Raw genomic sequence first — 16,194 nt, forward strand, 5'->3', positions numbered from 1 at the left:
CACGTACACGGGCGATATCTCGTGGCGGGCAGTCGTACCGGTAGAGCGCCTTCCGAAAGACCTCATGGAGCGGGTCTCGACGATTTGGTGCGGCCCCACCCGGCATGCGGTGATGTATTACCTGCGGGACGGCCGGCTGCTGAACTTCGGCGGTGCCGTCGCGCGGGAAAAACCCGCGGATGAATCGTGGACGTTGAAGCGCCCCTTCCATGCGAAATTAAAAAACGAACAGTCGCACGCCGACAGCACAGGAACGAAAGGTGCCAACGACGCCGCGCCTCTCAGACACAAAGGGTCGCCACAGATCTACCTGGTTGCGTCGAAGAAGGAGGAAAGAGAGAGTTGCCGTTCGCGGAAGACAGAAACCGGATTTGCCGCGGTGGCCATACAGTAAAGACCAAGCAAGAGTCTGCTCAAGTGCTATCGTGAGCTCCAAACCCAGGATGTTCGCGAGCAGTACGAGCGACAGATTAAGGAAATTGCAGAAGTCCCACGGCGAGGCCATGCTGGAGCTGCGTGCAAGAAGAAATTGCGGTCCCTGCTGAGCAAGGACTGAAAGTAATCGAGACGACCCTCAGGAACTGCTGGCCGAATCATCACTGTGGGCGTCTTGCCCGCACCTGTAGCCAACACCTGCGGGGCTCTCGGTTGCGATCGCGGGCGACCGCATTGGCGACGCGACGTATGGTCCGAGTCTAGTAGTCCGCTCGACGAGCTTAGAGTTACTCGTAGCCTTAGCAAACGGGACGATACGTCTCGCGCCGCGGAATTTTGAGTTCCGGTTCCGCCTTCTTTAGAACCGAAGACTGGTGTACCGAACCCTTGTGCGAAGGAGCGGCGTGAGAGGTCGGCGAACAAGGTGGACGCTGGGATGCGCACAGGCTCGGCTCCTCTATAGCGCGAGCCGCGCGCATCCGGCGCCCCTTGCCTGCGCTATACCCGGAGCTCATCGGCGGAGAGCCGAGACAGCTCCGCTCAACAGGAGGCGTGCACAGTGGCGCAAATTGGTGCGAAGGTGGAGGGAGGGCACTCGTACGAAGCTCGACTGCACAAGCAGGTTCCGCGCTCCATCAAGACAGTTCCCCGGGCCACCGGTAGCGATTCGGCAAGCTATGATAACGTCAGGTAAGCCCTGGCCGTGGTTTTGGGGCAATTACTAGATCTAGTGTGCAAAGACGTATCGGACCCTAGATGTTGTGTTTCGCGATCGATGCGGAGGTAACACGCGAAATTTACGGGCATTTTTTTGCGCGGGATTTGCCGTACTGAGAAATCTCGTAATAAAATTTGATTAACGCAACCCGCCACACTTGTTGTCTTCGGATAACGTGACCTTCTCGGAGGCAGTGTAAAAGGCGGGTTTTTTCATGTCTGGAATTTTTGTGCGACAAGAATGACCAACGAAGCACAGTCTGATCCAGGTGGAACCTCCGCGGAACAGGGTAGGAGAGGCGTATTTGACAAGCCGCACCTTGAGCCCAAGGACCTCGTTGAAAAGCTTCGGGGCCAAGGCATGACGGTAGAGGACGATGCGCTGCCCTACTTCCTGCAGGTCGGTGGGTACCGCATGAAGGGGTACTGGTTCAAATGGCTGGACCCAAGCACCAAACAGTTTCCCGCTGGGACGAACTATCGACAAGCAATCGAACGCTACGAGTTTGATCGGGAGTTGAGACAGATCACTATTGACCCGCTCGAGCGCATCGAAGTCATGCTTCGCGCCGCGATCTCGAACGTCATGAGCAAGCACGAGGGCCCGCATTGGTTCGAGCGGGATGAGCTTTTCGACCGCCGGCCCAAAACAGTTCGTCTACCGGATGGTTCGCAAAAGGTGATACCACCTTCGGAGCCGTTCCACGAACGGGTGTCCATGGCAGTGGATAAGTCGCAGCGACTGCCCATCGTCAGCTATTATCGCAGGAAGTACCGCGCGCCCCAGAATCCACCGAGTTGGATCGTCAGTGAGTGCCTAACGTTCGGAGATTGGTGCAAGGTTTATCCAAAAATTGCCAGCTACAACTATCGCCTGGAAATTGCTCGACGCTTTAAGGTTGAAGATCCGAAGGTATTTGCGAGCTGGATACACGCACTGTCCGTCCTTCGAAATACAGTTGCACATTACGGGCGCATCCTCGATGCTCAGTTGGGTGTCACTCCCGCCCGTTACACGCCGTGGGGATTGTGCTTTCCCCCTACACAAAATCGGACGTTCTACCAGATTGCTACGATCATCAGCTTTCTCTGCCAGGCGTGCGCTTTTCCGAATGTCCGCTGGAAGGAAGACTTATCCGCGCTATTCGGTCGCTACCCAAACATTTGCGTGCAAGATGAGCTTGGCTTTCCACCTGATTGGCATACGCGCCCTGGCTGGGCGCCCGTCAGGGACAAGCCGACCCGGCAGCGCCGAAAAGGTAGATACAGACCGCGCCGATCTGCTAATGCCTCGGAAACAGCCGGGGCGCTAGCGAGGAGCGCGCTTGTTCAGTCAAGCTAGGGACTGTAGCTCGTCAGCAGGCCGATTGAACGCGACAATCTCATAGCCTGGCGAAGGCGACCCGGTCACTTAGAAAAACCTTGACTGACCGACCGTTCGGGCCGCCGCAACCAGTCCCTGATCGACCGGCCATGAACGTGCCCTAACCAGGGAGACGGCTTTCATTGGCCGGTGTACCGAAGTGCTGGCCAGCTCGAGCGCTGCCTTAAACGGGTGCCCCATCCGTCCATGATGTGTGCTGGGATGTCAACGGGCATCCTGCCCAAAAATGCCGTTCCCCATAACGGTATGTCTATAGTCTTTGGCATACAGCGACAGACAACAAAAAGCCCGCAACGCTTAAACGATGCGGGCTGGGAAATTAATCTGGACCACCTAAAACAGGTAATTGGTGCCGGTGAAAGGAATCGAACCCTCGACCTTCTCATTACAAGTGAGCTGCTCTACCAACTGAGCTACACCGGCAGAAGGCCGGATTGTAATGGAAAATGCGCGGGCTCGGCCTCGGCCCTCAGGCCGCGGCGCTGGCCGCCAAGCGCGCCGGGTCGGCAGACCAGGCGCTCCATGACCCGGCGTACAAGGCGGGCTGGATGCCCAAGTCTTGCACGGCGGCGATGAGGTATGCGGCGGCGACGCCTGAGCCGCAGTAGGCGACGGCGGGTGGGGCGTCGGCGTCGAGCAGGCCGAGGCCGCGAGCCAGCTCGAGACGCCGCTCGCGCGGCAGCAGGCGCCCTTCGGCATCCTGCCATTGCCCGGCCGGGCTGTTGACCGCGCCGGGCAAGTGCGAGGGCTGCACGCCGTCGCCCGCATAGTTGGCCGCGGAACGCGCATCGATGAGCCGGAAGGCTTGGGGGTTGGCAGCGATCTCTTCGGTGCCGATGCCCTGCAGGGCGGGCAATGCGGCTGCGCTCTCCGGCTCGGTCTCGGCGACGGCGTCGCCCGCAGCACGCCAGGCCTTCAGGCCACCGTCGAGGATGCGCACCTTGGGCAGCCCCGCCCAGGTCAATACCCACCAGGCGCGGGCAGCCGCCGTGCCGTTTGCCGCGTCATAGACCACAATGCCGGCGTCGCGGTCTATCCCGGCCTGCGCAACCCAGGCCAGCACGGCTTCCCGGGACGGCAGGGGTAGCCGACCTTCAGCGGGGTTGCCGGGCGCCGCATAGTGCACGGGCAACGAGGTTTCCACCGATCCGGGAATCAATCCCGCCGGCGGTTGGGCATGCGCTTCGGCCGCAACGTACACGGGCGTGACGCGACGCTCCGGCGCGGCGAGCGCGACAACCAGTCGCGCGGCAGGGATGAAGGGAGAAGCGACGGTAGAAGCGGCTGCGACAGACATGGGTTGACTCCTTATCGATTGCGATCGCCTTGCAGCAAGTGCGCGCCGGCCTGGCGCGGCATGGCAAGCGTCATGCCCACACTGGCCAGTGCGATCGCGGCCAGCACGGCATAGGTCCATGGATAGGCTTGCCCGGGATTCAAGCTCCCGAGCGAAGCGCCGCCCTTGAGCAGCAGCGCCGCGGCAGCGACGCCGATGGCGACGGTGAGGTTTTGGATGGCGAGAAAGAAGCTCGTGGCGGCGGCGAGCTGCGGGCGTGCCACGTCGGCATAGGCCAAGGTGCCGTACGCGTTCATTTGCAGGGACCTTGCCCACCCAAACCCCAGCAGTGCCATCGCATAAAACCCCAACGCGCCCTGCGGCGGAATGATGCCCGCCAGCGCCAGGCAAGCGGCGGCGAGCACGCCATGCAGGAGCAACCCGTTGCGATATCCCATGCGCCGCAGGATGCGCGCGCTGAAGAATTTCATGGCGAATCCTCCCACGGCAGGCAGGAGCACGACCAGGCCGGCTTCGAGCGGGCTGTAGCCGTCGCGTTGCTGCAGGGTCACGGGCAACAGGAACGGCACGCCGCCCACCGCGATGCGGAAAACCGAGCCGCCGGCCATGGCGTCGCGGAAACTGCGCACCTTGAGCAGCGCCAGCGCGAGCACCGGTTCGGCCACGCGGCGCGCATGACGTACGTATACCGCCAGCGTCGCCACCCCGGCCGCGAGCGCGACGAGTGCCCAGTGCAGCGTGCCCCGCCCTTCGGCCAAGGTCACCAGGCCCCATGTCAGGCTGGCAAACCCTGCGCCCGTCAACAGTGCGCCGCGCACGTCGAAGCGTCCGCCCGGCTTGCCCTCGGTGGCCGGCAAGAAGCGCCACACCAACCACAGTGCCCCCAGGCACAGGGGGCCATTGATCCAGAATATCCAGCGCCACCCCACATAGGTGGTCAGCAGGCCGCCCAGGAATGGGCCCACCATAGGCGCGATCATCGCCAGGAGGATGACGAGGGCCATGGCTTCGACGATCTCGTGCTTGGCAGCGGTGCGCAGCACGATCAGGCGCCCGACAGGCGCCATCAAGGCCCCAGCCATGCCCTGGACGAAGCGCAATGCGATCAAGACGGCGGCGTTGGGCGCCAGGCCGCACGCGAGCGAGCTCAGGAGGAAGAGCCAGATCGCGCCGGAAAATACCTTCTTGTCGCCATAGCGGTCGGCCAAGCGGCCGCTGAGCGGAATGAGCAGCGTGAGCCCCAGCAGGTATGCCGTGATGGTCGCGCTCAAGGTGACGGCATCGCTGCCCAGGTCGACGGCCATGGCGGGCAGCGCCGAGGCCACGCTAGTGGCATCGAGCTGCTCGACGAAGAAGATGGAGGAAACGATCCACGCCGTGCGGCGCGTGAGCGGCGAAAGACTGGCGGCGCGCGCCTCGCCGGAAGCAACCGTGGACGACATCAGGCAGCCTTAGGCACTGCGGCCAAGCCACGCGCGGAAATGGGATCGTCCGCGCCACCGGCGATCAAGGTCCGCAGCATCTGCTTGACGGCCTGGCGCTGTGCCGGCGTTTCCCATTGGTGCTTGGCAAACTCGCCGGCGACGCGGCCGGGCCGGTCGAACACGAGGATGCGGTCGGCCATGCCCAGGGCTTCTTCGAGCGAGTGCGTAATCTGGAGCACGGTCTGCCCGTGGGCCTTGGCGATGCTCTGGAAATCGCTGCGCAGGGCGGCCGCCGTGACTTCGTCGAGCGCGCCGAAGGCTTCGTCCACGATCATGACCTCGGGCCGCGTGATCAAGGCACGCGCCAATGCCACGCGCTGGCGCATGCCCCCGGACAACTGCTGGGGATGCGCGTGCTCATAGCCCGCGAGCCCGACCTTGCGCAGCATCTCGACGGCGCTGGCCTCGGTCTGGGGCGACCGGCGGCGCAGGATTTCCAACGGCATGAGCACGTTTTCGAGGGCGGTGCGCCACGGCAGCAGGCGGTCAGTCTGGAATACGCAGCCTATGCGCCCGCGTAGCTCGTTGAAGTCCCGGTGGGGATCGACGCCCAATACGCGCACCAGGCCGGCCGTTGCCTGCGCCAGGCCCAGTACCAGGTTGGCAGTGGTCGATTTGCCGCAGCCCGTCCGGCCCACGATGCAGACGTGTTCGCCCGCCTCGACGGAGAAACTCAAGTCTGCGATCGCCGCTTCCTGGTGCCGCTTCGCGAAGCGCTTTTCCACGTGCACGAATTCAATGGCCTTAGACATCGCCGCGTACTCCGTCCTGGCCCCGGTACGACAGGAAATGCCGTTCGAAGCCGCTCAAGACCTGGTTGCTGAGGATCACGAACAACACCAGCACCGCCGTCCAGACAATGGTTTGGTCCATGCGGAACATCTCTTGCGAAACGCGCAGCTGGTGGCCGATGCCCGTCATGCCGCCCAGCAATTCGGCCATGATGGTGACGCGCGTGGCGTTGCCGATATTGATGCGCCATACGGTAAGCAACGATGGCAGGACGGCTGGCCACCACAGGATGCGCACCTTCTGCCAGACCGTGGGCCGCATGGATTGCACGAGGTCTACCCAGTCGCGAGGAATGCCGCGCAAGGCGTCGCGGGCTTGATAGAAGAATGCGGGCAAGGCCGAGGTGACCACCACGAAGGCGATCCGGGTCTCGGTATCCTGGAACCACAGGATCGCGAACAACACCCAGCACAGCGACGGAATGCCCTGCTTGAGTTCGACCAGCGGCACCAGGAAGCGCTCGACGTGCACGTTGCCCGCCACCGCCGCACCCAGCAGTGAAGACGCCAAGAACGACACCAGCAGGTAGGCCCATATGCGGCCGTAGGTGGTGACGATCGAGGACCAGCCCTCGGGCGACGAGAGCTGCTCTCCGGCCGTCTCCCAGATTTGGGCCAGCGAAGGGAAAAACATCAGCGTCGAATGACGCGACGCCCACTCCCAGGCGGCCAGCATGAGTGCAATGGCCAGCGCGCCCTCCCAGGGCACGGAAGCCCAGGGCGCGCCCTGGCGCGCGCGCTGCGGCGCAGGCGCGTTCGAGTGCGCAAGACTACTCATGTGCGGCTTCCACGTCGAAGTTCGAGACCAGGGAATCGAGCTCGGCATCGGTCAGCGGACGTGGCAGCTGGCCGCCTTCGGGCAAGAGCTTCTGCGTAAGCAAGGCCACCGTCTTGATGTGCTTGCGCAGCGGCTCGATGCGCATCAGGTCGCGATAGCGTTCGAGCACGGTTTGCAGGGCCGCGACGTCCACCTGCGCGTCCTTGGCCACCAGGCGGGCAGCTTCCGCGGGGTTGTCGCGGATGAAGGCGGCCGCATCGCGGTTGGCAGCGTAAAAGCGGCGCGCCAGATCCTGGTTGGCCTTCTGGGCAATCCAGTCGTTGGCCACGCCGAAGGTAATGGACGGCACGAAGTCGGTGCCTGCCGCTTTCTGCCACACCGCCTTGTCGAATACCGGCAGCGCATGCAGCGCGCCCTTGCCTTGCGCCACCGCTGCCGCACCCTCGGTAGGGTTCACCAGCAGCGCGTCAATGCGGCCAAGCTGAAGTTCGGCCAGGCCGGCGGCACCCCGCGCGCTCGATGACTTGATCTTCACTTTGCCGAGGTCGACACCGCGGGCCTGCAGGAACCACTTCGACAACGCCCAGCTACCGGTAATGGTGTCTGTCTGCAGCACCTTGCCCTCGAGCTGCTTGGGATCGTTGATGGCTGGGTCGCGCAGGACGATGTCAGACTCGAAATTGAAGATGTTCCACAACAAGGTGAAATTCCCGCCCTGCTGCTTGAAGCGGCTGACCGCGGCGATCGCGGCGCAGAAGCAGACCGGGTCCCTGCCCGTGGCGAAGTCCGTATAGGCAACGTTGGAGGGCTTGGGCGTCACCACAAGTTCGAAGCCGTGCTTGCGATCCAGCCCCGCGCGCTGGATCAGCGCGGGAATCCAGATGCTCTGCGAAGGCGGTGCGAATACCGTAACCGAGAGCTTGGGCAACGGCTCGGCAGCGTGTGCCGCAGGCGCCGATGCAACGGCGAGCCAACCCGCGGCGAATACAGCCGCGGCGCGTTTCAGCAAAACGTTTTTCATCTCTGTCCCTTCAATCCAGGACGGCGCGGTGCAGCAGCCGGTCCTGGCCGGCATAGTTGAAGATGCCTCGATGCTGGACGATGCGGTTGTCCCAGATCAGCGCGGCGCCCGTCTCCCAGCGGTACTCGGTGCAGACTTCGGGCGACTTGATGAACTCGAAAACAATGCCCAGCAGGTGGTCGCTGACCACGCGTGGCACGCCCAGCACACGCTGCGCATAGAGTTCGCAAGCAAAGAGCTGCTTGGCGCCCGTCTCGGGGTGCACGCGCACCAGCGGCACCTCCAGCGGTGGCGTCTCGTAGCGCGCCTGCGCCAACCGCTCGGGATCGGCGTACGACATCGACACGAGCCCCATCTGGTCCGCGTTGTGGATGATGGTCAAGGTCTCGAGGTAGGCCGCGAACTTGGGGTCGAGCAATCGATAGGCCGCGACCGCATTGGAAAACAGCGTGCCCCCGCCATGTTGGGGCGCCTTCAGCGCATAGAGCGCGGTGAACTTCTGCGGACGCTCGCGATACGCCTGGTCGATGTGCCAGATGTAATTGGTCCGCGTTTTCTTGCGGGCGGAGTCGATGGCATTGGTTTCGCCTACGGCGCGCGGCGCCTGGGGATTGCCGGCGAAACGCGGGGTGCCGAAGAGCGAGGCGAAGCGCTCGAAGTCCTCGGGCTCGATGGAACCCGGGGTGAAAGACAGAAACCCGTATTCGAGCAGGCTGCGGTAAAGAAAAGTCCGGACGTCATCCGGGGTGGGCGCGTCGGGCTGGAAGCGAAACCCCTCGACCACTCCCCCGACGACGGGCGAATACGGTTTGATGCGGATGTCGCCGTAGCGCACGTCGCCGTAGCGGTAGAGTTCGGGCTCGAGGATGCGCGGCTGGTGCAGCTCGGTATCCGCGGGCCGGTGCAGGGGCTTGAGCAAGGCGTTCATTGTCAGTCTTCTCACGAAAGAGAAGAGCAGGATAGCGACGCGCCCCGCTTCGGCTAACGAATATTTCCGAGTTTCCTTATGCGTCTATGCAAATCACTTGGGGTAATGGATGCGCTTGCCACCGCGGCAGCGGCGCAATGGAAAAGGAACCCTGGGGTGAACACGGGCTGGCGCCCGGCCCCCGCAAATGAAAACGGGGAGGAGCATCGCTCCTCCCCGCCTGGAAATACGCCAGCGGCCGGCCTTATTTGATGACCGTCAGCTTAGGACGGCCACGATCCGGGCCGGACGGCGTAGGATCGGTGTCCTCGGGCTTGCCTTCGGTGCCCGCACCTTCGCCCCCCGGCACCGCGGACAGCTGCGGACGCCCCGCCCCGCTTTCGGGCGCCGACGGCTCCGAGGCATCGTCGACGACCGGACTGTCAGGCGGCTGCCCCTGGCTGCCTGCCGGGACGCGTGGGCCGGCCTCGAAAGCCATGCCGTGGCCGGTTTCCCGCGCGTAAATGGCCGTGACCGCGTCCACGGGCACGGATATCTGCCTTGCCACCCCGCCGAAGCGCGCCTGGAACTCGATGTATTCGTTGCCCAGCTGTAGCTTGTGCGTAGCCAGGCGCCCGATGTTCAGCACGATTTCGCCGTTCTTGACGTGCTCCCGGGGCACGATGACCCGCTCATCGACCGTGACCGCGATGTGGGGCGTATAGCCGTTGTCGGTGCACCACTCGTGCAGCGCACGGATCAAGTAAGGCTTGGTGGATATTTCGCTCATGGTTACACCCCTGGTGCGGTGCGCCTCGCCGCCCTCGCGGCGCCGGCGGCCGGCCGGTCCGCGGCGGCCCTTGGCGCGCCGCCTGGCATCAGCGACGCATGACCTTTTCGGACGGCGTCAGCGCTTCGATATAAGCCGGGCGCGAAAAGATCCGCTCGGCGTACTTTTGCAGCGGAGCGGCGTTCTTCGGCAGCTCGATGCCGTAGTGGTCGAGGCGCCACAGCAGCGGCGCGATGGCCACGTCGAGCATCGAGAACTCTTCGCCCAGCATGTACTTGTTCTTCAGGAATACCGGCGCCAGCTGCGACAGCCGGTCCCGGATCTGCTGGCGGGCCTGCTCGAGGCTTTTCTCGTCGGCACGGCTTTCGCGGGCCTCCAGCGTCGAGACGTGGGTGAACAGTTCCTTCTCAAAGTTGAACAGGAACAAGCGGGCCCGGGCGCGCATCACCGGATCGGCCGGCATCAGCTGGGGATGCGGAAAACGTTCGTCGATGTACTCGTTGATGATGTTCGACTCGTACAGGACCAGGTCGCGTTCGACCAGGATGGGCACCTGGCCATAGGGGTTCATGACCGCGATGTCCTCGGGCTTGTTGTAGAGGTCCACGTCGCGGATTTCGAAATCCATCCCTTTTTCGAATAGCACGAACCGGCAGCGTTGGGAGAACGGACACGTGGTTCCGGAGTAAAGCACCATCATGGCGGGGTCTCCAGAGAGAGATAAAAACGTTAAAGGGCCAGCCATCCGAACGGATGCTGGCCCCGGAAAGGTAGTTCAAAAAAACTACTTGACGTCCTTCCAGTACACGGCGTTCAGACGCCAAGCGATGACCGTGAAGAATGCCAGGAAAATCAGCACCCACACCCCTAGACGCACGCGCTGCTGCTTGACAGGTTCCGCCATCCACGACATGAATGCGACCAAGTCGGCCACGTCGTTGTCGTACGCGGCGGCCCGGGCCGGATCCTTGGGCGTGAAGCGCGTTTCCACCGTTTCGTGGCCGTGGTACCCGGCCACTGGCTCGTGCTTGACGGTCGCCACGCCATTCACGTCGTAGGTAGTCGTCACGCGTTCCCAACCCTGCCCGCCTTTGTGCATGGCGACCATGGTGAGTTCGCGCGGACCCTGCAGCTCCCATAGGACGTGGGGCATGCCGACGTTCGGAAACACCAGGTTGTTCCAGCCGGTGGGCCGGGTTTCGTCGCGGTAGAACGTACGCAAATAGGTGTAGAGGTAATCGGCGCCGGACGGACCCGCATTGACGGATTTCGCCCTGGCTATGACCGATAGGTCGGGGGGTGCGGCGCCGAACCATTCCTTCGCCTCTTTGGCGTCCATGGCAACGGTCATCATGTCGCCGACTTTACCGCCCGTAAACAGCAGGTTGTCCTTGATCTGTTCGTCGGTCAGGCCGATGTCCCGGAGGCGATTGTACCGCATGGACGAGGCCGAATGACAGTTGAGGCAGTAGTTGACGAACAGCTTGGCCCCATTCTGCAGGGCGGCGAGATCGTTCAGACGGTCGGGCGCCTTCTCCAGGTGGTACCCGCCTTCGGCGGCCTGCACCCCCGTGCAGGCCAGCATCAACATCAGTACACCGAGCAGCTTCTTCATCTTGATATCCGTTAGTCTGTCGGGCCGGCGGGACGCCGCCGGCGCCGTTGGGCATCCTCAGTGGGCAGAAAAGGTCACGCGCTCGGGCACCGGCTTGAACGTACCGAGGCGGCTCCAGAGCGGCATCAGCAGGAAGAAGCCGAGGTACAGGAGCGTGCCGATCTGCGAGATGACGTTGAAAACCTCATTGGGCGGTTGCGTGCCCAGGTAGCCCAGCACCAGGAAGTTAACGATGAATACGCCGTAGATCCACTTGTGCCAGCCCGGCCGATAGCGGATGGACTTGACCGGCGAGCGGTCCAGCCAGGGCAGGAAGAACAGGATGACCACCGCGCCGCCCATGGTGACCACGCCCCAGAACTTGGCGTCCCAGACGCGCAGCAGCACGGCCACGGCCACCAGCACGACCGCCGTGACGATCCGGCCGGTTGCGCCCAGGCCGCTCTTGAAGAGCGCCCAGAGGGCCGCCACCACCGCGAAGAACGCCAGGACCCAGGTGAAATCGTCCGTGCAGGCGCGCAGCATCGAATAGAACGGCGTGAAGTACCAGACCGGGGCGATGTGCGGCGGCGTCTTGAGCGGATCGGCCGGGATGAAGTTGTTGTACTCCAGGAAGTAGCCGCCCATCTCGGGCGCAAAGAACACGATGGCGCTGAAGACCATGAGGAAAATGGCCACGCCGAAGAGGTCATGCACCGAGTAGTAGGGATGGAACGGGATACCGTCGAGCGGCACGCCGTTGGCGTCTTTCTTCTCCTTGATCTCGATGCCGTCGGGGTTGTTCGAGCCGACTTCGTGCAGCGCGATGATGTGGGCAACGACTAGGCCAAGCAGCACCAGCGGCACAGCGATGACGTGGAACGAGAAGAAACGGTTCAGCGTCGCGTCGGACACGACGTAGTCGCCGCGGATCAGGATGGCGAGGTCAGGGCCGATGAAGGGGATGGCCGAGAACAGGTTCACGATGACCTGGGCGCCCCAGTAGGACATTTGGCCCCAGGGCAACAGGTAGCCCATGAAGGCCTCGGCCATCAGGCACAGGAATATGGCGACGCCGAAGATCCAGACCAGCTCGCGGGGCTTGCGGTACGACCCGTAGAACAGCCCCCGCAGCATGTGGAGGTAGACCACGACGAAGAACATCGAGGCGCCGGTGGAGTGCATGTAGCGGATCAGCCACCCCCAGGGCACTTCGCGCATGATGTATTCGACCGACTGGAAGGCGCGTTCGGCGTCGGGCTTGTAGTGCATGACCAGGAAAATCCCGGTCACGATCTGGATGACCAGCACCAATAGCGCCAGCGATCCGAAGAAGTACCAGAAATTGAAGTTCTTCGGCGCGTAATACTCGGACAGATGCGCTTTCCAAGTCGAAGTGAGCGGAAAGCGGGCGTCGATCCAGCCCAGGAGGCCGGTAGTCTCGACATTCTTCTCGCCAGCCATGGCTGCTGCTCCTTTTGCTCGGCGGGTTCAGCGCTGCATGCCTCGCAACGCCTACATTTTTCGATGGCTTGTTGTAACTGGGCGCGGCTCGTGCCTGCGCCGCCGCGATGACTGAAACTCAGGCCTTGTTCTTCTCGTCGACACCGACCAGGATCTTGGTGTCGGAGATGAACTCGTACGGAGGGATCGTCAGGTTGTCCGGCGACGGTTTGTTCTTGAACACCCGGCCGGCCATGTCGAAGGTGGAACCGTGGCAAGGGCAGAGGAAACCGCCGTGCCAATCGGCCGGCAAATTGGGTTGTGGCCCGGTAGCGAAACGGGCGGTAGGCGAGCAGCCGAGGTGCGGGCAGATACCCACCGCGACGAAGTACTCGGGCTTGATCGAACGGTATTCGTTGCGCGCGTATTCCGGGGTGATTTCGTCCGGATTGCGCTCAGACTTGGGATCGGCGAGCTCGCCTTCGACTTCCTTCAGCGAAGCGAGCTGCTCGGGCGTGCGACGGATGATCCAGACCGGCTTGCCGCGCCACTCGACGGTGCGCATCTCCCCGGGCTGCATATCTCCGACTTCGACCTCCACCGGGGCGCCCGCCGCTTTCGCACGCTCGGAAGGCGCGAAAGTGCTGACGAAAGGGACGGCCACGCCGACAGCCGCGACTCCCCCTACGGCACAGGTGGTTCCGACCCAAAATCGGCGGTCGGCGTCTACCACTTTGTCCTCACTCATTTAGGAAACCCTCAAGATTACTTCTTTTGTTTTAAAGCACTTGAAAGCAAACGGCGCTCTTGACAGCCGGCGCCTTATCGTAACCTTCGAGTATACCGCAATGCTTGGAGCGCCTGACAGACTTCGTAGCACATTCGCCCTGGCCGGCATCCGACAAAGCCCCGGAAAACAAAAAAATAAGAGATACTTCGCGCGCTACAAACAAAACAGGCAGGGAGGTGCCTATGAGCGTCATCAAAGAGTTTCGCGACTTCGCCATGCGCGGCAACGTCATCGATCTCGCCGTCGGCGTGATCATCGGCGGGGCCTTCGGCAAGATCGTCGATTCCGTCGTGAAAGACCTGATCATGCCCTTGGTCAATTTCTTGGTGGGTGGCCGGGTCGACTTCAGCAACAAATTCATCGTCCTGCGGGCGCCAGCCGATTACACCGGGCCACAGACCTACGACGCGCTCAGCAAGGCGGGTGCCACCCTGCTCGGCTGGGGCAACTTCCTGACCATCTTCATCAACTTCGTCCTGCTGGCCTTCGTCATCTTCTGGATGATCAAGCTGATGAACCGGGCCAAGGCCTCGTTCGAGCGCGACACGCCGCCTCCGCCCCCCGCCCCGACGCCGGAAGACATCCAGCTGCTGCGGGAGATCCGGGACCTGCTTAAGAAATAAGCAGAAAGCGCCCTGCGGCGTTCGCGTGCCGCGCGGCGCAGGCCGCGCTCGAGTGCGATGAGATCCGGGCGCATGCGGGCCGCTTCCGCGGCCCGCCCGGTCAGACCGGATTGTCGATATCGACGAAATCGACCCGGATGCCGAAGCGCTCGGCGATGGCGCGCCCCACCGCCTGGACGCCATAGCGCTCCGTGGCGTGATGGCCCGCCGCGAAAAAGGCGGTGCCGGATTCCCGGGCCAGATGGACGGTGGGCTCGGAGATCTCCCCGGTGATGTAGGTCTGGGCGCCCGCGTCGATGGCGTCCTGGAGCAGGCTTTGCGCCGCCCCGGTGCACCAGGCGACCCGGCCGACCGGCCGGGAAGGATCGCCAATCAGGAGCGGAGCCCGCCCCAGGCGCTCGGTGATGCGCGCGGCCAGCTCGCCCACGGTGGAGACGCCCGCCGCTTGGCCGAGCCAGATGAGGCGGTCCGGCCCGGCCGACTGGGCCACGCCGTCCACGAGGTGCGGGACGAGGCCCAATACTTCCGCCAGCTGCGCGTTGTTGCCCCACGTGGGGTGGGCATCCAGCGGAAGGTGGTAAGCGAACAGGTTGAGGTCATGCCCCAGCACCAAGGACAGCCTGGTGCGCCGGGTACCCCGCACGCGCGGGTCTTCGTTCTTCCAGAACCAGCCGTGATGGACCAACAGCGCGTCGGCGCCCGCATCGATCGCATGGCGGATGGCAGCCTCGGATGCCGTGACCGCGGCGATAATATGCCGCACCACCGGGCGGCCTTCCACCTGCAAGCCGTTCGGGCAGTAGTCGCGGAACTTGTCGACCTGAAGCTCGGCCGCCAGCCACGATGCGAGTTCTTCGGCGGCCACGCCGCCGGCGCCCGGGTTGGGCGTACCGGTTTGCCTTGGGGCCCGCCCGCCTGCGATCATTGTTCAATCTCCTACGCTAGGGATAAGTACTTTGCAAATGCGCCGACTATGGCTGATCTTTGCCCAGACCACGACGGTGTGCCTGGCCATTTTATTCATCGTCGCGACCTTGCGTCCCGAGTGGCTGCCCCGCCGCGGCGGGCCGGGCGCCAATAACGCCATTGTCGTGCCCTTCTTCGAAGCGACGCCCGGCCGTGCGGGTGAAGGCAGGGCGGTCGCTTCCTACGCCGCTGCCACCCAGAAGGCGGCGCCGGCAGTGGTCAATATCTTCACCAGCAAGGAAACGCCCCAGCTGCCGACCTACCCGTTCTCGGACGATCCCGTATTCCGGCACTTCTTCGGCGAACCGGACTTGAACCCCGAACCGGTATCCAGCCTCGGATCCGGCGTGATCGTCAGCCCTGAGGGCTACATCCTGACCAACAACCACGTCATCGAGGCGGCGGACGAAATCGAGGTCGCACTGGCCGACGGCCGCAAAGGCAAGGCCTCCCTGGTGGGCTCCGACCCCGAAACCGACCTCGCCGTCCTCAAGCTGGACATGCCCAACCTGCCCGCGGTGACCTTCGGCCGGGCGGAGGACTTGCAGGTCGGGGACGTGGTGCTGGCAATCGGCAACCCCTTCGGCGTGGGGCAAACCACCACCATGGGCATCGTCTCGGCACTGGGCCGTACCCACCTGGGCATCAATACGTTCGAGAACTTCATCCAGACCGATGCCGCCATCAACCCCGGCAACTCCGGCGGCGCCTTGATCGACGCGCAGGGGAACCTGGTCGGCATCAACACGGCCATCTACTCGCGCACCGGCGGGTCGCTCGGCATCGGCTTCGCCATCCCGGTGAGCACCGCGCGGCAGGTCATGGAGCAGCTCATCACTACCGGCACGGTCACGCGCGGCTACATCGGCGTAGAACCCCAAGACCTGACCGCCGAGCTGGCCGACGCCTTCAAGCTCTCGCGCAGGGAAGGCGTGATCATTGCCGGCGTGGTGCGCGGCGGCCCCGCCGCCAAGGCCGGCATCCGCACCGGGGACATCGTGATCTCGGTCGATGGCAAACCCATTGCGGACACCACGACCATGCTCAACGCCATCGCCCAACTGCCGCCCGGCCAGAAAGTGGCCATCCGGATCGTCCGTGGCGGGCAGGAAATGGAAGTCTCCGTCACGGTGGGCACGCGCCCCCGCCCGCGCCGCGATGGGCGCCCGTAGCG

At 63.6% G+C, this 16,194-nt stretch carries 15 protein-coding genes, 1 tRNA gene and 1 pseudogene; 4 read left to right on the forward strand and 13 right to left on the reverse strand.

The window, feature by feature from the left end; genetic code table 11:
* Together Q0319_RS12820 and Q0319_RS12825 are read left to right on the forward strand one after the other, a co-directional pair.
* A pseudogene (locus Q0319_RS12820) lies at positions 1-394 on the forward strand (hypothetical protein); the annotation flags it as partial.
* 999 nt (positions 395-1,393) lie between these two features.
* A complete protein-coding gene (locus Q0319_RS12825; protein ID WP_299453110.1) occupies positions 1,394-2,494 on the forward strand; it encodes an Abi family protein in 1,101 nt (366 codons plus the stop codon).
* A gap of 389 nt (positions 2,495-2,883) precedes the next feature.
* Here the strand turns inward: Q0319_RS12825 and Q0319_RS12830 are convergent.
* From Q0319_RS12830 to petA, 12 genes are all read right to left on the reverse strand, one after another.
* Positions 2,884-2,959, reverse strand: a tRNA-Thr gene (locus tag Q0319_RS12830).
* Between the two features lie 46 nt (positions 2,960-3,005).
* Positions 3,006-3,833 (reverse strand): rhodanese-like domain-containing protein, encoded by an 828-nt coding sequence (locus tag Q0319_RS12835; RefSeq protein WP_299453111.1) that lies wholly within the window; start codon positions 3,831-3,833, stop codon positions 3,006-3,008.
* Positions 3,834-3,844: 11 nt separating this feature from the next.
* Entirely contained in the window at positions 3,845-5,275 is a 1,431-nt protein-coding gene (locus tag Q0319_RS12840; protein ID WP_299453113.1) for an MFS transporter, read from the reverse strand.
* Positions 5,275-6,069: an ATP-binding cassette domain-containing protein gene (locus Q0319_RS12845; RefSeq protein ID WP_296467547.1), complete on the reverse strand. Its 795-nt coding sequence runs from the start codon at positions 6,067-6,069 to the stop codon at positions 5,275-5,277. The genes Q0319_RS12840 and Q0319_RS12845 overlap by 1 nt, the downstream gene beginning before the upstream one ends.
* Positions 6,062-6,886 (reverse strand): ABC transporter permease subunit, encoded by an 825-nt coding sequence (locus Q0319_RS12850; protein ID WP_299453116.1) that lies wholly within the window; start codon positions 6,884-6,886, stop codon positions 6,062-6,064. The genes Q0319_RS12845 and Q0319_RS12850 overlap by 8 nt, the downstream gene beginning before the upstream one ends.
* The gene (locus Q0319_RS12855; protein WP_296467540.1) at positions 6,879-7,907 is read right to left on the reverse strand and encodes an ABC transporter substrate-binding protein; all 1,029 of its coding nucleotides are present in this window, start codon (positions 7,905-7,907) and stop codon (positions 6,879-6,881) included. Before Q0319_RS12855 ends, Q0319_RS12850 begins: the two co-directional genes overlap by 8 nt.
* A gap of 10 nt (positions 7,908-7,917) precedes the next feature.
* Complete coding sequence (locus Q0319_RS12860) at positions 7,918-8,835, reverse strand: TauD/TfdA family dioxygenase (RefSeq protein WP_296467537.1); 918 nt, start codon at positions 8,833-8,835, stop codon at positions 7,918-7,920.
* A gap of 244 nt (positions 8,836-9,079) precedes the next feature.
* Positions 9,080-9,604, reverse strand: a complete 525-nt coding sequence (locus Q0319_RS12865) for a ClpXP protease specificity-enhancing factor (protein ID WP_296467534.1) — start codon at positions 9,602-9,604, stop codon at positions 9,080-9,082.
* An 88-nt stretch (positions 9,605-9,692) separates the two neighbouring features.
* Complete coding sequence (locus Q0319_RS12870; RefSeq protein WP_296467531.1) at positions 9,693-10,304, reverse strand: glutathione S-transferase N-terminal domain-containing protein; 612 nt, start codon at positions 10,302-10,304, stop codon at positions 9,693-9,695.
* An 84-nt stretch (positions 10,305-10,388) separates the two neighbouring features.
* Positions 10,389-11,219 (reverse strand): cytochrome c1, encoded by an 831-nt coding sequence (locus tag Q0319_RS12875; protein WP_296467528.1) that lies wholly within the window; start codon positions 11,217-11,219, stop codon positions 10,389-10,391.
* 57 nt (positions 11,220-11,276) lie between these two features.
* Positions 11,277-12,662, reverse strand: coding sequence for a cytochrome bc complex cytochrome b subunit (locus Q0319_RS12880; protein ID WP_296467525.1), 1,386 nt, complete (start codon positions 12,660-12,662; stop codon positions 11,277-11,279).
* 118 nt (positions 12,663-12,780) lie between these two features.
* Positions 12,781-13,389: a ubiquinol-cytochrome c reductase iron-sulfur subunit gene (gene petA / locus Q0319_RS12885; protein WP_296467521.1), complete on the reverse strand. Its 609-nt coding sequence runs from the start codon at positions 13,387-13,389 to the stop codon at positions 12,781-12,783.
* A 224-nt stretch (positions 13,390-13,613) separates the two neighbouring features.
* On the opposite strand from petA, the gene mscL reads away from it, so the two are divergent.
* Positions 13,614-14,054: a large conductance mechanosensitive channel protein MscL gene (gene mscL, locus Q0319_RS12890; RefSeq protein ID WP_296470151.1), complete on the forward strand. Its 441-nt coding sequence runs from the start codon at positions 13,614-13,616 to the stop codon at positions 14,052-14,054.
* Positions 14,055-14,154: 100 nt separating this feature from the next.
* Here the strand turns inward: mscL and Q0319_RS12895 are convergent, their stop codons facing one another.
* Positions 14,155-14,979 (reverse strand): Nif3-like dinuclear metal center hexameric protein, encoded by an 825-nt coding sequence (locus tag Q0319_RS12895; protein WP_296470149.1) that lies wholly within the window; start codon positions 14,977-14,979, stop codon positions 14,155-14,157.
* Positions 14,980-15,016: 37 nt separating this feature from the next.
* On the opposite strand from Q0319_RS12895, the gene Q0319_RS12900 reads away from it, so the two are divergent.
* Positions 15,017-16,192 carry a Do family serine endopeptidase gene (locus tag Q0319_RS12900; protein WP_296470145.1) on the forward strand — a complete coding sequence of 392 codons (1,176 nt, stop codon included), beginning with the start codon at positions 15,017-15,019 and terminating at the stop codon, positions 16,190-16,192.
* Positions 16,193-16,194: the final 2 nt, after the last annotated feature.

This window comes from uncultured Pigmentiphaga sp. (genome assembly GCF_937950555.1).
In the GTDB taxonomy this organism is placed as follows: Bacteria; Pseudomonadota; Gammaproteobacteria; order Burkholderiales; family Burkholderiaceae_B; genus Pigmentiphaga.

What these genes read in the sequence shown, in the direction of transcription:
- Q0319_RS12845 (WP_296467547.1), bottom strand. Translation starts at nt 6,069, where the DNA reads ATGTCTAAGGCCATTGAATTCGTGCACGTGGAAAAGCGCTTCGCGAAG.
- Q0319_RS12855 (WP_296467540.1), bottom strand. Translation starts at nt 7,907, where the DNA reads ATGAAAAACGTTTTGCTGAAACGCGCCGCGGCTGTATTCGCCGCGGGT.
- Q0319_RS12895 (WP_296470149.1), bottom strand. Translation starts at nt 14,979, where the DNA reads ATGATCGCAGGCGGGCGGGCCCCAAGGCAAACCGGTACGCCCAACCCG.
- petA (WP_296467521.1), bottom strand. Translation starts at nt 13,389, where the DNA reads ATGAGTGAGGACAAAGTGGTAGACGCCGACCGCCGATTTTGGGTCGGA.
- Q0319_RS12870 (WP_296467531.1), bottom strand. Translation starts at nt 10,304, where the DNA reads ATGATGGTGCTTTACTCCGGAACCACGTGTCCGTTCTCCCAACGCTGC.
- Q0319_RS12860 (WP_296467537.1), bottom strand. Translation starts at nt 8,835, where the DNA reads ATGAACGCCTTGCTCAAGCCCCTGCACCGGCCCGCGGATACCGAGCTG.
- Q0319_RS12880 (WP_296467525.1), bottom strand. Translation starts at nt 12,662, where the DNA reads ATGGCTGGCGAGAAGAATGTCGAGACTACCGGCCTCCTGGGCTGGATC.
- Q0319_RS12835 (WP_299453111.1), bottom strand. Translation starts at nt 3,833, where the DNA reads ATGTCTGTCGCAGCCGCTTCTACCGTCGCTTCTCCCTTCATCCCTGCC.
- Q0319_RS12850 (WP_299453116.1), bottom strand. Translation starts at nt 6,886, where the DNA reads ATGAGTAGTCTTGCGCACTCGAACGCGCCTGCGCCGCAGCGCGCGCGC.
- Q0319_RS12875 (WP_296467528.1), bottom strand. Translation starts at nt 11,219, where the DNA reads ATGAAGAAGCTGCTCGGTGTACTGATGTTGATGCTGGCCTGCACGGGG.
- mscL (WP_296470151.1), top strand. Translation starts at nt 13,614, where the DNA reads ATGAGCGTCATCAAAGAGTTTCGCGACTTCGCCATGCGCGGCAACGTC.
- Q0319_RS12865 (WP_296467534.1), bottom strand. Translation starts at nt 9,604, where the DNA reads ATGAGCGAAATATCCACCAAGCCTTACTTGATCCGTGCGCTGCACGAG.
- Q0319_RS12900 (WP_296470145.1), top strand. Translation starts at nt 15,017, where the DNA reads ATGCGCCGACTATGGCTGATCTTTGCCCAGACCACGACGGTGTGCCTG.
- Q0319_RS12825 (WP_299453110.1), top strand. Translation starts at nt 1,394, where the DNA reads ATGACCAACGAAGCACAGTCTGATCCAGGTGGAACCTCCGCGGAACAG.
- Q0319_RS12840 (WP_299453113.1), bottom strand. Translation starts at nt 5,275, where the DNA reads ATGTCGTCCACGGTTGCTTCCGGCGAGGCGCGCGCCGCCAGTCTTTCG.